Below are 13578 nucleotides of genomic sequence, written 5' to 3'. Positions count from 1 at the left end.
GGCGGCGAGCCGCTGCTGCGCCCGATCCTCGCCGCCACCGGCGGCGGCCTGGTGCTCGCCCGGCCCTCCGCCGCCTGGCAGGCGCCCGTCGCCCGGCTGCTCGGCCGCGAGGTGTTCGCCGTACCGACGCCGGCGGAGGGCGGCGGCGCGCCGGACCCGTTCGCCCTGCTGGAGACCGTCCGCCGGGCGCGGACGGAGGGCGCCGACCCGCGGGTGCTCCTGCTGTCGCCGGCGGACGACCCGACCGGCACCGTCACCTCGCCCGAACTGCTGCACGAGAGCTGTGAGGCGGCCGCCGAGGCGGGGCTGATCGTGGTGTCCGACGAGACCTACAGCGACACCCGCCACGACCCCGGTACGGTCCTGCTCAGCCCCGCCGAGATGCTTCCCGAGCGGACGATCGTCCTCGCCGACCTCGGTGGATCCCTCGCGCCCACCTGCTGTCCGGTCGCGCTGGCCAGGTTCCCGGACTCCGACGAGGGCACCGGACTGCGGGAGCGGGTGGCGCGGGTCTGCGCCGAGTTGCGGTCCGTCCTGCTGGCGCCGGTCGCCTCGGCGGCGGCGTACGCCCTGACCGAACCGGACGACGTACGCGCCCACACCGCCGCCGCGAACCGGCTGCACGCGGCCGTCGGGGCCGGCGCGTACCGCGCGGTCACCGCCGCCGGCGCGCTGTGCCGGCCGCCCCAGGCCGGCTTCCAGCTCTACGCCGAGCTGACCTCGCACGACACCCACGACCTCCCCGACGCGCCCGCCCTCGAACGTCATCTCTCCCTGCGGCTGGGCCGGCGGGTCCTCGGCGGCCACCGGTTCGGCGACGACCCGGCCGCGCTCCGGGTCAGGATCGACACCGGCCCGCTGCACGGCGGCACCGACCAGGAGCGGCGTGCCGCTCTCGACGCGATCGATCCGCTGGAAGTCCCACACGTATCCCAAGCGTTGACAGAACTCGAGGCGGCCTTCACCGAACTGACGGCCGGCTGAACTACGGTCGGTGACCGGGGGCGCGTCCCACCGCGCCCGTCCGAGCCCGCGCCGCCAACGGATGGGAGACTCGATGACCGATCAGACCGAGCGCGCCCTCGCCGAGCCACGTCCGCTCGGTGAACGCCGCGTATGGCCCAGATCCTTCGCGGACCGCCTCACCGCTCCGCTCCCCGGGTTCCGCGAGATGGCCAGAACCCTGCGCGAGGGGGGCCTGCGCCCCACCGCCGAATCGCTCGCCACCGTCCCCGGACTGCCCGTGGAACCTGGCCCGCTGCCGGACGTCGACGCCGACACCGTGGCCGTCACCTGGGCCGGGCACGCCAGTTGGGTGCTGCGGATCGGCGGGCTCACCGTCCTCACCGACCCCGTCTGGTCGGAGAAGATCCTCGGCACCCCGGCCCGCGTCACCCCCGTGGGTGTCGCCTGGGACGAGCTGCCACACATCGACGCGGTCGTCATCAGCCACAACCACTACGACCACCTCGACGCGCCCACCCTCAAACGGCTGCCGCGCGACACCCCGCTCTTCGTCCCCGCCGGACTCGCCCGCTGGTGCCGCCGCCGAGGATTCACCCACGTCACGGAACTCGACTGGTGGGAGGCGGCGGAACTGCGCGGTGTGCGCTTCGACTTCGTGCCCGCACCGCGCACCACTGGAGCAAGCGGACCCTCACCGACACCTGCCGTTCGCTGTGGGGCGGCTGGGTGCTGTCCGACCGGAACGGGCAGCGCGTCTACTTCGCGGGTGACACCGGATACGGCCACTGGTTCACCGAGATCGGCCGCGCCCACCCGGGCATCGACCTGGCACTGCTGCCGATCGGCGCGTACGACCCCCGGGCGATGCTCAGCCCGGTCCACACCGACCCGGAGGAGGCCGTCCAGGCCTGCCTCGACCTCGGCGCCGCCGCCATGGCGCCCATGCACTGGGCCACGTTCCTGCTCTCCGCCGAGCCGCCGCTCGAACCGCTGGCGCGGGTGCGGGCGGCCTGGGCCGCCACCGGACGTCCCCGCGAGGGGCTCTGGGACCTGCCGGTCGGGGCCTCGCGGGTCCTGAGCCGCGAGGCGTAGCTGACTGCCTGTATTCGCTACTCGCCGGGCGGGGCGGCCTTCCGTCCCGTCCGGCGCCACACCTGCGGCACCAGCGCGACGAGGAAGGCGATGCCCACCGCGAGCGCCACGCCCTGCCACGGCTCGGGGAAGAGCGAACCACCGACGATCCCGATCAGCTGGTACGCGGCGGCCCACGCCAGACAGGCCGCGATGTCACCGCGCACGAAACGGCGCAGCGGCAGCTCGCCGAGCAGACAGGCCACCATCACCGGGATCCGGCCGGCCGGGATCAGCCGGGACAGCACCAGGACCGCCACACCGTGCTCGTCGAGCTGCTGCTGTGCCTTGGCCAGATGATCAGGATCCGCCCGGCTCTGCAGGCGGCGCAGCCAGCGCGAGCCGTTCCTGGAGCGGATTCCGCGCTGCCCGAGCCAGTACAGGCCGACGTCGCCGATGAACGCGGCGAGCGCCGCCACCCCGAAGACCAGCGCGAGCGCGAACGGAGACGTCTGGTGGAAGGCGACCACGGCCGCGCCGCTGACCAGCGCTCCGGTCGGGATCACCGGCACCAGCGAGCCGAGCACCACCAGCAGGAAGAGCGTGGGATAGCCGACCGCCTGCCGGGTGGTCTGCGAGGTGGTGGACGACGCCGTCTCCGCGAGAAAGCGGATCACCGTGCCGCCGCCAGCCGTACGCTCTCGCCGTGCTCCAGCCGGTGCACGGCCACCTCCGGCGCGAGCACCGCGGCATGCCGGACGAACTCGGTGCCCGGGGAGTGGAATTCATGCGGCCGGACCGCGTCCATGCCCACCGGCCAGTACGTTCCGTAGTGGATCGGCACCGCAGCTCCGGGCGCGAGCCGCGCCAGGGCCTGCGCGGCCCGTCCGGCGTCCAGGTGCCCCGCGCCCAGGAACGGGCCCCAGCCACCGACCGGCAGCAGCGCCGCGTCGCAGGGTCCGACCTCGTCGGCCATCTCGTCGAACAGCCCGGTGTCACCGGCGAAGTACGTGCGGGCCTCGCCGCGCACCACGTACCCGAGCGCCGCGACGCGGTGCGGCCCGTACGGCAGCCGCCGTCCGTCGTGTGCCGCGGGCACCGCGCGGATCGTCAGCGGGCCGACCCGTACCTCGTCGCCCGCCACCACCTCGACCAGGTCGAGGTCCCGCAGCCGCCGCAGCCCCGGCACGGCCTGCGGAGCGCCGCGCGGCACCAGTACCCGCGTGCCGGGCGCGAGGCGGGCCAGCGAGGCGGGATGCAGATGGTCGGCGTGCAGATGGGAGACGACGGCGACATCCGCGACCGCCGCCTCCGGCGGTGGCACGGCCCCGCGCCGCCGCCGCAGATGCGCGAGCCGGGTCACGAACAGCGGATCCGTCAGCACCCGGACGCCCGAGTCGCGCACGGTCACCGTGGCATGCCCCCACCACGTGATCTCCACCGCCACCGGAACCGTCCTTCCGCCGTGCCCTCGTCCGCCCCTGCCCGCTGTCCCCGACCCTATGCCGATCACCGGGCGGGTGCGGGGGCGCCTGCCGGGGTGCCCTCCGAGGTGCCTGCCGGGGTGCCCGCCGGGGGTGGCCTGAGCGGCGGCCGGTGGGCGTTGTGACAGGGTGGACGGCGTGGAGCAGTTTCCCGGAACCGGCGGTACCGGTGACCGGGCCGCGGAACGGGACGTGAGGTGAGCTGGGCGTGCTGCGGCGGTGGCGGTGGCGGTCCATGGGGCGGGCCGTCGCGCGGGTGGTGATCGTCTGGGCGGTGTCGGCGGCGACGCTGGCCGTCCTGGCGGGGATCCTGCCCGATTTCAGCATCCAGTCGCCGAAGGGCGACGACCCCCCGCAGATGGCGGTCACGGCGGGGATCGGCGCGGGCGCCTTCGGTGTGCTCAGCGCCCTGGTCTGGCCGGTGCTGGTGCGCGCCCTGCTGATGGTCCCGGCGCTGGTGCTGGGCATGCTGGTCTTCTTCCTCAACGGGTCGCTGCTGCTGATCGCGCTGCGGCTCACCCCGCACGGCGAGGTCACCCCCGCGACCGCCGTCGTCATCGCCGCCGTGATGTCGGCGACCTCGTCGGCGACCAGCACCGCGCTCGCGGTGCGCGACGACGAGGCGTACGGACGACGGCTCGCGCGGCTCGCGGGCCGCCGCAGGCCCGAGCGCGGCGCGGCGGGGCGGCCGGCGCCCCCCGGCACGCTCTTCCTCCAGCTCGACGGCGTCGGCCACGACGTACTGCGCGAGGCCGTCCGCCCCTCGCAGCGCGGCGGACGGACCAGACCCCCGGCGATGGAGACCGTCGCCGGGTGGCTGGACAGCAGCCACCGGCTGGTGCCGTGGCGCACCGACTGGAGCAGCCAGACCGGCGCCAGCCAACTCGGCATCCTGCACGGCTCCAACCACGACGTGCCCGCCTTCCGCTGGTTCGAGAAGGACACCGGGCAGCTGATGGTCTGCAACCGGCCCTCCAGCGCAGCGGAACTGGAACGCCGGGCGGTCGGGCGCACCGGCTCGCGCGGCCTGCTCGCCGAGGACGGCGCGAGCCGCGGCAACCTCTTCAGCGGCGGCGCGGACCAGATGGCGCTGGTGATGTCGGCGGCGGCCCGGCGCGGCACCTTCCGCCGCTCCCGGTCCGGCTATTTCGCGTACTTCTCCGACCCCGCCAACGCCGTGCGCACCGCCTGGTCCTTCGTCGCCGAAGTCGCCCGGGAGATCGTCGAGTCGACGGCCTCCCGGCTGCGCCGCGACCGGCCGCGCATCAAACGCGGCGGCCTGTACCCGCTGCTGCGCGCCTTCGCGACCGTCATCGAACGCGATGTCGCCGTCGCCGCGGTGATCGGCGACATGCTCGCCGGCCGCACCGCGGTCTACGCGGACCTCGTGGCGTACGACGAGGTGGCCCACCACTCCGGGCCCCGCAGCCGCGACGCCTTCAAGGTGCTCAACCGGCTGGACCGTTCGATCCGGCTCATCGCCGACGCCGCCCGCTACGCCCCGCGCCCGTACCGGATCGTGCTGCTCTCCGACCACGGCCAGAGCCACGGCGAGACCTTCGCCGACGCGTACGGCCTGACGCTGAAGGAACTCGTCCGCGCCGGCTGCGACCTCCCCGTACCGCGCCGCGCCGGGCGCAGCGTGAGCGGCGCGGAGGCCAGGACCGCGGCCCGCACCGCCCTCCACCGGGACGAACGCGGCCGGCACCCCGAGGAGGAGAAGGAGTGCGCGGGCCCGCCCTCCGACCCGGTGGTCCTGGCCTCGGGCAACCTCGGCCTCGTCACCTTCCCCGACCTCCCCGGCCGCGTCACCCGCGAGGAGATCGACGAGCGCTACCCCACCCTGCTGAAGACCCTGGTGGACCACCCGGGCATCGGCTTCGTCCTGGTCCGCAGCGCCGCCCGGGGCCCGCTCGCGCTGGGCGCGGGCGGCGCGGAACACGAACTCGACACCGGCCGCATCCACATCGCCGACCCCCTCGCCCCGTTCGGCAAGGGCGCCGCCGAAACGGTCCGCCGCACCGACGGCTTCCCGCACGTCGCCGACCTGATGGTCAACTCCTCGTACGACCCCGGCACCGGCGCCGTCCACGCCTTCGAGCAGCAAGCCGGCTCCCACGGCGGCCTCGGCGGCGACCAGAGCCGCCCCTTCCTCCTCTTCCCCGGCACCCTGACCGAACCCGAACACCCCCTGGCAGGCGCCGAAACCCTGCACGACGTCCTGCGCGACTGGCTCGCCGAGCGCCCCGACCAGCCCCTCCCCGAAAACCCGTTTGCACCGGACCTGCCGGAACCGGGAGAGTTGCCTCAACACCAGGGGGCGTAGCTCAGATGGCCAGAGCGCTGGTCTCCAAAACCAGATGTCGCAGGTTCAATTCCTGCCGCCCTTGCCAGTCACTCACTTCCGCGCGAAGATCCCGGAGCCGCGTCAGCGGCTTCCCCGCACCGTCGGCGCATGCGCTGTGGGCTCGCGGAATCGAATGCCGCCGTCGGTGTCCGATGGATGGTCGGCGAGCGGCAGCACCCGAGCCCCGCACGCGCCACCCAGGCGCAGGCGAATCTGCTCGGCATCTCGGTCGGTGACATGGTGTTGGAGATCGAGCGCACCTATTACGACACCGAGGGCCGGCCCGTCGAGACGGCGGACATCGTCATCCCGGACGTCCGCTGGGAGATCGCCTATGAGATCGCGATCGAACAGCCGTGGACGAGGCCCGAACAGAGCTCTCGGAGTCGAACGAAGGCGCCCCCTTCCGCCGGAGCGGGAGGGGGCGCCTGTTCGTGCAGGTGTCCAGAGATCTGGTTTGGCGACGGTGACACAACGCGCTCTGCCGTTGAGCTACCGGCGGCTGGGCCGCCGACCGGGAGTCGAACCCGGAACCTCGTCCTCCTGAAGGAAGTAACCGTTGCTTGCGCACCTGGACGACGTCAGTTTAGACGGAGGGCCGGGGGGCGTCGCAAGGAATTTGTGGCTGGACGGCGGAGGCGATCGCGTGGGCGACCCGGTCCGGCGGGAGGTTCGTGGTGTCGATGGTCTCGGCCGTCCTGCTGAGCCAGGGGCGGGCCGACTCGTAGGCGGTGAGGTGGTCGAGGCGCCATTGGCGGGCGCCGGTCTCCACGGTGTCGGATTCGATCCGGCGGGTGAGGGTGTCCTGGTCCGTGTGGAGGACGAAGTGGCGCACGGGAATTCCCGCGGCGGCGAACCCGGCGCTGAGCTCCGTCCAGTACTGCTCCACCAGGACCGACTGGGGGACGACGAGTACGCCGCCGACGTAGCCGAGGATCTGGGTCGCCGTCTCCACGACCAGGGCGCGCCATGGCCGCCAGTCCTGGAAGTCCTTGACGGGCACGGATTCCAGGACGTGGCGGAGCATGTAGCCGACCTGCTCGGAGTCGAAGATCCGGGCGTTCGGGACGATCGCGGCGAGCTCCTTGGACGTGGTGGTCTTGCCCGCGCCGAAGGTCCCGTTCAACCAGATAATCATGGCGTCGAGCCTAACCGCGTGGTCAGGCGGTGATGCCACCGTCCAGGACCAGGTCAGCCCCGACGGTGAACCCGGCCTCAGCGGAGGCGAGATGGAGCACCGCGGCGGCGATCTCGTCGAGGGAGCCGGCCCGGCCGGCGGGGACGTCGCGCCGCATGCGGGCCGCCTTGTCGGCGGGGGTCTCGCCGGGGCGGGTGGACATGGGGGTGTCGACGGGGCCGGGGCTGACCGCGTTGATGCGGACGCCGTCGGCGATGTGGTCGAGGGCGGCGTTGCGGGTCAGGGCGCTGACGGCGGCCTTGGCGGCGACGTACGCGGCCAGGTTCGGCACGCGGCCGTGGGCGCCGAGGTTGGAGGAGACGTTGACGATCGCGCCGCCGCCGTGGGCGCGCATGTGGGCGATCTCGTACTTCATGGAGAGCCAAGTGCCGGTGAGGTTGGTGTCGAGGCTCGACCGCCAGTCGTCCTCGGAGATGTCGGCGACCGGGGCGGGAGTCGTCAGGATGCCGACGTTGTTGACGGCGATGTCGAGTCCGCCGAAGCGCGCCACCGTGTCCTCGACCAGGCGCCGTACGTCCTGCGAGCGGGTGATGTCGGCGGTGACGACGGCGGCTTCGCCGCCCTCGGCCTCGATGAGGGCGGCGGTCTCCTTGAGCGGTTCGGCCGTACGTCCGGCGACGGCGACCCTGGCCCCCTCCCGGGCGAAGGCGAGGGCGATGCCCCGGCCGATACCGGATCCGGCACCGGTGACGAGGACGGTCCTGCCGGTGAAGCGTGCGGTCATGACGACAACTCCTTGGTGATGAGCGGTGCGAGGGGGGTGGCGGGTGGGTTCGGTACGGGGTGTGGGCGTGGGCGCAGGAGCAGCGCTGCGGCGACCGCGGTGAGCGCGTAGCCGATACCGGCGGCGCCGAAAGCGGCCGCGTATCCGGCGACGGGCGTGGAACGGGTGGCGGCCACCGACATCAGTGCGGCGAGGCCGATGGTCGGGCCCAGTTCCATGGCGGTGTTCATGACGCCGGCCGCCAGCCCCGTCCGGCGGTGCGGCACCCCGGCGGTGGCGAGCACGGTGGCGCCCGCGAACGCCGGTCCGGCTCCGGCGGGCAGCAGGAGAAGACCGGGGAGCAGGCCCGTGGCGTACGGCGACCGCGCGTCGAGGCCGGCGAGCAGCAGGAGCCCGGCCGCGCCGAGCGCCAGTCCGCCGGCGGTGACCGCGCGGGCTCCGTACCGCCTGATGAGCGGGCCGGCGGCGCGGCCGGAGCCGACGAGGGCGGCGGCGTACGGGATGAAGGCGGCGGAGGTCCGCAGCGGGGTCCAGCCGCGTACCTGCTGGAGGTAGAGGGAGAGCAGGAAGAAGGTGAGCGCCGTACCCGCGGCGGTCATCATGATGGCGGCCAGGGCGGTGACGCGCCGGGTGTCGCGGAGGAAGCCGGGCGGCAGCAGCGGTTCGCGGGCCCGGCGTTCGACGAGCACGAAGGCGATGAGCAGGAGCAGGCCGGAGGCCAGCGGAACGAGTACGGCAGCCGACGACCAGGACCGCTCCCCGGTGGCGACCAGCCCGTAGCCGGCCGCTGTGACACCGGCGGTCGCCGTGACGGCGCCGCGTACGTCGAGCGGTGGTGGCGCGGCGGCGCGGGGCGGGTCGGCGGGCAGCAGCCGGGGGGCGAGGGCCAGCCCGGCCAGCGCGACGAGCACCGGGACGAGGAACGTCAGCCGCCAGGAGACCCAGGCCGTCACGGCACCGGAGAACAGGCTCCCGGCGGTCGCGCCGAGGACGGAGAGGCCGCCCCACGTCGCCATGGCCCGGTCGTAGCCGGCGGCGGCCGGGAACAGGGCGCGTACCAGGGCCATCGCGGCCGGAGCGGTCAGTGCCGCGCCGAGCCCCTGCGCGAACCGGACGGCCGTCAGCACGGTGAAACCGGGCGCCAGGGCGCCCGCCGCCGAGGCGGCGGCGAAGACCGACAGACCGACCACCAGCATCCGTCGCCCGCCGTGCCGGTCCGCCAGCCGGCCGCCGAGGAGCAGCAGTCCGCTGAAGGAGAGTCCGTACGCGGCGCTGAGCAGCAGGAGTTGTGCCGGGTCGAGGCCGAACTCCCGGGCTATCCGGGGGAGCGGCACCATGAGGATCATGATGGTGAAGATGAGTGAAGCCTGGATGGTTCCGAGCAGCGCGAAGCCGTGCTTCGACGACATGTCCCCCTGCGCCTTTCTGGCGTTATATTGGATCGATCATTCTCGAATGGGGGCAGGCAGGAGCCCACTCCGGGCCCGGTCCCGGCCCGGTCGGTCGGATGGTCGGACGGTCGGTCGGTGGTCGAAGTGTCAGTCGAGGAGGGAGAGAGCCTGTGCCGCCGCGTCCCTGACGCGGGCCGGGTCCTGGCCGGCCTTGCCGACCACCCGCATGCCCTGCATGAGCACCAGCAACAGCCGCGCCAGCGCCCGCGGATCGCGCCCTTCGGGCAGCTCCCCCTGGGCTCCGGCGCGGGTGAGGGCCGAGGTGAGCGCCGTCTCCAGCCAGTCCCAACTGGCCTCGACGCGCCGGGCCGCGACCCGGTCGTGCGGAGCCAGCTCGACCGCGGTGTTGGTGATGAAACAGCCGCGCCGCAGGTCGTCGCAGGCGGACTCCTCCGCGAAGCGCGTCACCACGGAACGGACCGCGGGGAGCGCGGGCCCCGGCTGGGACAGCTCTTCCATCAGGGCCGGGTCGCAGAGCTCGCCGTACCGCTCCAGCGCCCTGACGTACAGCCCGTGCTTGCTGCCGAACGTCCCGTAGATGCTGGCGCGGGCGATACCGAGATGCTCGACGAGGTCGGCCATCGACGTCGCCTCGTAGCCGCGCCGCCAGAACAGCTCCAGGGCCGACTGCAGCGCGGCGTCCGGATCGAATTCCTTGGTCCTGGCCACGGGAACGACGCTACCCGTATCGAGAACGATCGGTCAAGAACGTTCGGTCCAGAACCCTGGGGGTCAGACCTCGAGGCGCAGTCGCAGACGCCGCAGGCCGTCCCCGTTCGTCTCCACCGTTCCGTCCGGCCGCCACCCGAGCCGGGCGTAGAACGCCCGCGCCCGGTCGTTGTGCTCCCACACCCCGGCCAGTCCGGTGAGCACGCCCGTCTCCCGCAGGGACTGGACGTACGCCGCATGCAGCCGGCCGCCGATGCCGCGCCGCCACTGGCCGGGCCGCACATGGATCTGCGACAGCTCCAGCGCCGTGCCGGGCGCGTCCGACTCCATGGAGAGCACGCCCACCACCTCGCCGTCGGCCTCGGCGATCAGCGTCGTCTTCCCGGGCAACTGGATGGCCCGCGCCCACCCGTTGAACCGCGCGAGCAGCCCGCCCACCGCATCGGGCTCCGCTCCGGCCGCGGCGCACGCCGCCGTGTGGATGCTCACGACCGCGTCCAGGTCGTCCATCTCGGCAGGGCGTATGCGTACAGGAAGATCATTCATGCTGAATATGACGCAGAACGACGACCATTGGTTCCCCGAATCGAGACCTGGCCGTTACCGGACCGAAGCCTACGCCTCGGCCGGTGCCACCAACCCGCATCAACCGGGCAGCACGAAGCCGCATTCGTACGCGGCGATGACGGCCTGGGTGCGGTCGCGGGCGCCGAGTTTGGCGAGGACTCGGGCGACGTGGGTCTTGACGGTTTCAGGGCCGAGGCCGAGTCGTTCGGCGATCTCCGCGTTCGACAGGCCCGACGCCATCAGGCGCAGTACCTCGGCCTCGCGCTCGGTGAGGCGGTCGCGGAGGGCCTGCGAGGGGTCGACGGGGGCGTAGCGGGCGGCGAGTGCGCGTACGGCTGCCGGGAAGAGCAGGGAGTCGCCGCGGGTCACCAGTCGTACGGCCTGGACGAGTTGGTCCGCTCCGGCGCGCTTCAGCAGGAAGCCGGCGGCGCCCGCGCGCAGCGCCTCGTAGACGTAGGCGTCGTTCTCGAAGGTGGTCACGACGACGATGCGCGGCGGATCCGTCATGGTGCGCACCAGCTGTTCGGTGGCGCGGATGCCGTCGATCTCCGGCATGCGGACGTCCATCAGGACGACGTCCGGGCGCAGTTCGCGCACCAGGGGGATGGCCTCGGCGCCGGTAGCGGCTTCGCCGACGACCTCCATGTCCGGTTCGCTCTCCAGGATCGCGCGCAGCGCCGTGCGCACCATCCGCTCGTCGTCGGCGAGGATGATCCGCAGCTTCATCGGGTCCCCGCCCCCAGCGGGAGGGTGACGCGCAGCCGCCACCGCGATCCGTCGGTTCCCGCCTCGAAGCGGCCGCGCAGTACGGACGTGCGTTCCTCGACGCCCGTCAGGCCGCGGCCGCCGCCCGTTCTGCGGGAGGGAGCTGCCACCACCGGGTTCACCATCTCGATCTCCAACTCGTCGTCCGCCAGGGCGATCCGCAGCCCGACCGGTACCTGTCCCGCGTGCCGCAGCGCGTTGCTGAGGCCTTCCTGCACGATCCGGTACGCCTCGCGCGAGACCATCGGCGGCACCTCGTCGAGGTCGCCCTCGACGGACGCGTCCAGCGGGACGCCCGCGGCCCGCGTCTGCCCGAGCAGGGCGTCGAGGCCGTCGAGGGTGGGGCCCGGGGGAGCGGTCGAGCCGTCGCCGTCCTCGCGCAACAGGCCGAGTACGTCGTCGAGTTCGGCGACCGCGCGCCGGGTGGTCTCCTCGATGGCGGCCAGGGCCTGCCGGGCGAACTCCGGATCGCGGTCCAGCACTTTGCGCGCGGCGCCGGCCTGCAGCGTCACCGCACTCAGCGCGTGCCCCACCGAGTCGTGCAGTTCGCGGGCCAGCCGGTTGCGCAGGGCCAGCCGTAGGGTGCGCTGTTCGGCGGCGGCCAGCCGGTCGACGGGGGTCGGGCCGAGCAGCTCGGGGGAGCAGCGTGCCAGGAGCGCGGCCGCACCCTTGGCGGTGAGTGCGAGCGCGGTCAGCAGGAGCACGGCGGCGAACGGCGCCAGTACGTGGTGGCTGAGGGTGAGCGGGCGGGACCAGGGGAGTTCGTTCTCGCGCAGCCGCGCGGAGAACGGCAGCGCCAGCAGCACCACGGCGGCCGGCGGGACGGCCAGGGTCATTCCGCTGACGATGCCGCCGAGCCCCACGTGCAGCAGGAACCAGCAGGACGTCCGGACCCGCGCCGCCCACGTCCGGTCCTCCGAGGGCGCGGGCCCGCCCTCGGGGCCGGCGCCGAGCGTCCGCGCCGCCGACCCCTCCAGATCGCGTACGAGGGGGAAGACCGCGGCGGCGGCCGCCGCGATCGGCAGGGCGAGGGCGAAGGCGCCGAACTGCTGCGCGACCCAGACGCCGCTGCCCTCTTCGGCGTGCGCGGCGACGTTCAGCGCGGTGTTCATCAGCAGGTAGAACGGCATCAACAGCGCGCCGCCGAGGATGAGATGGACCCACCGGAGCCGGGCCCGCCGGCCGAACAGCGCGCCGGCCGCCCGGAAGAGCGCGCCGCGCGTCCGGGACGGCACCGGCGTCGGACCGGGCCACCGCTCCCCTGTGGGATCCGGCGCCGTCCGGTCCGTTGGGTCAGCCACGCCGCTGGGCGGCGGTCGCGCCGCGCGCCGCCGCGCGTTCCGCGAGCAGATAGGCGCCGGCGACGAGAACGAGCATCCCGAGGAGCATCTGCACAGCGTAGGTCAGGTCCATGAGCGGGGACGTCCCCGGTTCGCCGGAGTCGTCCGGCGCGACGATCCCGGCCAGCAGCATCCAGCCGCCCCACGCCGCCGAGGCCGCGCCGCCGGTCCAGCCGAGCGCCAGCGGGACCACCAGCCGGGTCCTGCCCGGACGGAAGGCGGCGAGCAGGATCCCGACGGCCCCGAGCACCGCGAACGCGGCGCTGTCGGCCTCGACGATCGCGGTGGTCGTGGTGTGTTCCGCGATCCGGGAGGCGGTGAGGCCGACGGTTCCGCCGCAGGCCCAGACGGTGTGCAGGACGGCGGGCGGCAGCGCGGCGGCCGCGGCGGCGGCCGCGGCGATCCGCAGGACGGGCCGGGTGGGGCTCGCCATGAGGTCCGCGGTCCGGCCGCGCAGCAGCGGGCCCCAGCGGTCCTTCGCGTAGAGCACGAACAGGGTGCCCAGGGCCATCCCCTGGATGCCGAACCCGGTGTAGACGACGCCGAACACCCACTCGTCCAGCCAGGGATCCCCCGGGGGAGTGCTCCGGCTGCCGGTGATGAGGGAGAGAGCGGTCTGCAGTGGGAAGGCGACGACGATCGGGGCGATCAGCCCCGTCGCGATCCAGCCGGGCAGAACGAGCAGCCAGGCCGGCAGGCAGCGGCCCCAGGGGCGGGTCAGCGCGAGGGCGAGCGCGACGACGGCGAGGTCCATCGCGACGGTCAGGACGTTGACGGCGTAGAAGGAGCTGTCCTCCAGGCTGCCGCGCAGCGAGCTGCCGGCCGGGATGCCGACGGTGCTGCCGGAGAGCCAGGCGATCTTGAGCGTGAGATACGGGAGGCAGGCGGCGATGGCCACGGCCCGCACGACGCGGCGGGCCGGCGCGGTCCGCCGCTGCTCAGCGAGGGGTGGGGACGGGTGGTCGAGCGCGGTGGTTTCCATACCGTCCACGCTCC

The 13578-nt window shown here is 73.7% G+C and carries 11 protein-coding genes, 1 tRNA gene and 3 pseudogenes; 5 read left to right on the top strand and 10 right to left on the bottom strand.

Features of this window, described 5'->3' with window-relative positions; all coding sequences use genetic code 11:
• Both G3I60_RS29895 and G3I60_RS47110 read left to right on the top strand, forming a co-directional pair.
• The coding region (locus G3I60_RS29895) for an aminotransferase class I/II-fold pyridoxal phosphate-dependent enzyme (RefSeq protein ID WP_164607953.1) at positions 1-984 on the top strand (984 nt) is incomplete at its 5' end.
• 73 nt (positions 985-1057) lie between these two features.
• Positions 1058-2058 (top strand): annotated as a pseudogene (locus G3I60_RS47110) (MBL fold metallo-hydrolase).
• 17 nt (positions 2059-2075) lie between these two features.
• Here G3I60_RS47110 and G3I60_RS29885 read toward each other — a convergent pair.
• Complete coding sequence (locus tag G3I60_RS29885) at positions 2076-2714, bottom strand: VTT domain-containing protein (protein ID WP_164295619.1); 639 nt, start codon at positions 2712-2714, stop codon at positions 2076-2078.
• Entirely contained in the window at positions 2711-3484 is a 774-nt protein-coding gene (locus tag G3I60_RS29880) for an MBL fold metallo-hydrolase (RefSeq protein WP_164295618.1), read from the bottom strand. The genes G3I60_RS29885 and G3I60_RS29880 overlap by 4 nt, the downstream gene beginning before the upstream one ends.
• A gap of 272 nt (positions 3485-3756) precedes the next feature.
• Here G3I60_RS29880 and G3I60_RS29875 point away from each other — a divergent pair, with 272 nt between their 5' ends.
• The 3 genes and pseudogenes from G3I60_RS29875 to G3I60_RS45760 form a co-directional block, all read left to right on the top strand.
• Positions 3757-5847, top strand: coding sequence for a phage holin family protein (locus tag G3I60_RS29875; RefSeq protein WP_164295617.1), 2091 nt, complete (start codon positions 3757-3759; stop codon positions 5845-5847).
• Positions 5838-5914, top strand: a tRNA-Trp gene (locus tag G3I60_RS29870). Before G3I60_RS29875 ends, G3I60_RS29870 begins: the two co-directional genes overlap by 10 nt.
• 125 nt (positions 5915-6039) lie before the next feature.
• Positions 6040-6219 (top strand): annotated as a pseudogene (locus G3I60_RS45760) (UTRA domain-containing protein); the annotation flags it as partial.
• Between the two features lie 235 nt (positions 6220-6454).
• On the opposite strand, the gene G3I60_RS29860 reads toward G3I60_RS45760, so the two are convergent.
• The 8 genes and pseudogenes from G3I60_RS29860 to G3I60_RS29825 form a co-directional block, all read right to left on the bottom strand.
• Complete coding sequence (locus G3I60_RS29860) at positions 6455-7006, bottom strand: AAA family ATPase (RefSeq protein WP_164295615.1); 552 nt, start codon at positions 7004-7006, stop codon at positions 6455-6457.
• A 22-nt stretch (positions 7007-7028) separates the two neighbouring features.
• A complete protein-coding gene (locus G3I60_RS29855; RefSeq protein WP_138355704.1) occupies positions 7029-7790 on the bottom strand; it encodes an SDR family NAD(P)-dependent oxidoreductase in 762 nt (253 codons plus the stop codon).
• The gene (locus G3I60_RS29850; protein WP_164295614.1) at positions 7787-9199 is read right to left on the bottom strand and encodes an MFS transporter; all 1413 of its coding nucleotides are present in this window, start codon (positions 9197-9199) and stop codon (positions 7787-7789) included. Before G3I60_RS29850 ends, G3I60_RS29855 begins: the two co-directional genes overlap by 4 nt.
• Before the next feature lie 129 nt (positions 9200-9328).
• Positions 9329-9910, bottom strand: coding sequence for a TetR/AcrR family transcriptional regulator (locus G3I60_RS29845; RefSeq protein WP_164295613.1), 582 nt, complete (start codon positions 9908-9910; stop codon positions 9329-9331).
• A gap of 63 nt (positions 9911-9973) precedes the next feature.
• Positions 9974-10456, bottom strand: coding sequence for a GNAT family N-acetyltransferase (locus G3I60_RS29840; protein ID WP_164295612.1), 483 nt, complete (start codon positions 10454-10456; stop codon positions 9974-9976).
• A gap of 102 nt (positions 10457-10558) precedes the next feature.
• Positions 10559-11203, bottom strand: a pseudogene (locus tag G3I60_RS29835) (response regulator); the annotation flags it as partial.
• Entirely contained in the window at positions 11200-12477 is a 1278-nt protein-coding gene (locus G3I60_RS29830) for a histidine kinase (protein ID WP_343241443.1), read from the bottom strand. The gene G3I60_RS29830 and the pseudogene G3I60_RS29835, both read right to left, overlap by 4 nt.
• Before the next feature lie 58 nt (positions 12478-12535).
• On the bottom strand, positions 12536-13564 hold the full coding sequence (locus G3I60_RS29825; protein ID WP_203674189.1) for a hypothetical protein: 1029 nt from the start codon (positions 13562-13564) through the stop codon (positions 12536-12538).
• Positions 13565-13578 lie beyond the last annotated feature (14 nt).

This window comes from Streptomyces sp. SID13666 (genome assembly GCF_010548325.1).
In the GTDB taxonomy this organism is placed as follows: Bacteria; Actinomycetota; Actinomycetes; order Streptomycetales; family Streptomycetaceae; genus Actinacidiphila; species Actinacidiphila fildesensis.
This window is presented reverse-complemented; position numbering and strand designations above follow the sequence as displayed.

Coding starts and splice junctions, on each gene's coding strand:
- G3I60_RS29840 (WP_164295612.1), bottom strand. CDS start 10,456: ATGAATGATCTTCCTGTACGCATACGCCCTGCCGAGATGGACGACCTG.
- G3I60_RS29855 (WP_138355704.1), bottom strand. CDS start 7,790: ATGACCGCACGCTTCACCGGCAGGACCGTCCTCGTCACCGGTGCCGGA.
- G3I60_RS29850 (WP_164295614.1), bottom strand. CDS start 9,199: ATGTCGTCGAAGCACGGCTTCGCGCTGCTCGGAACCATCCAGGCTTCA.
- G3I60_RS29825 (WP_203674189.1), bottom strand. CDS start 13,564: ATGGAAACCACCGCGCTCGACCACCCGTCCCCACCCCTCGCTGAGCAG.
- G3I60_RS29860 (WP_164295615.1), bottom strand. CDS start 7,006: ATGATTATCTGGTTGAACGGGACCTTCGGCGCGGGCAAGACCACCACG.
- G3I60_RS29875 (WP_164295617.1), top strand. CDS start 3,757: ATGGGGCGGGCCGTCGCGCGGGTGGTGATCGTCTGGGCGGTGTCGGCG.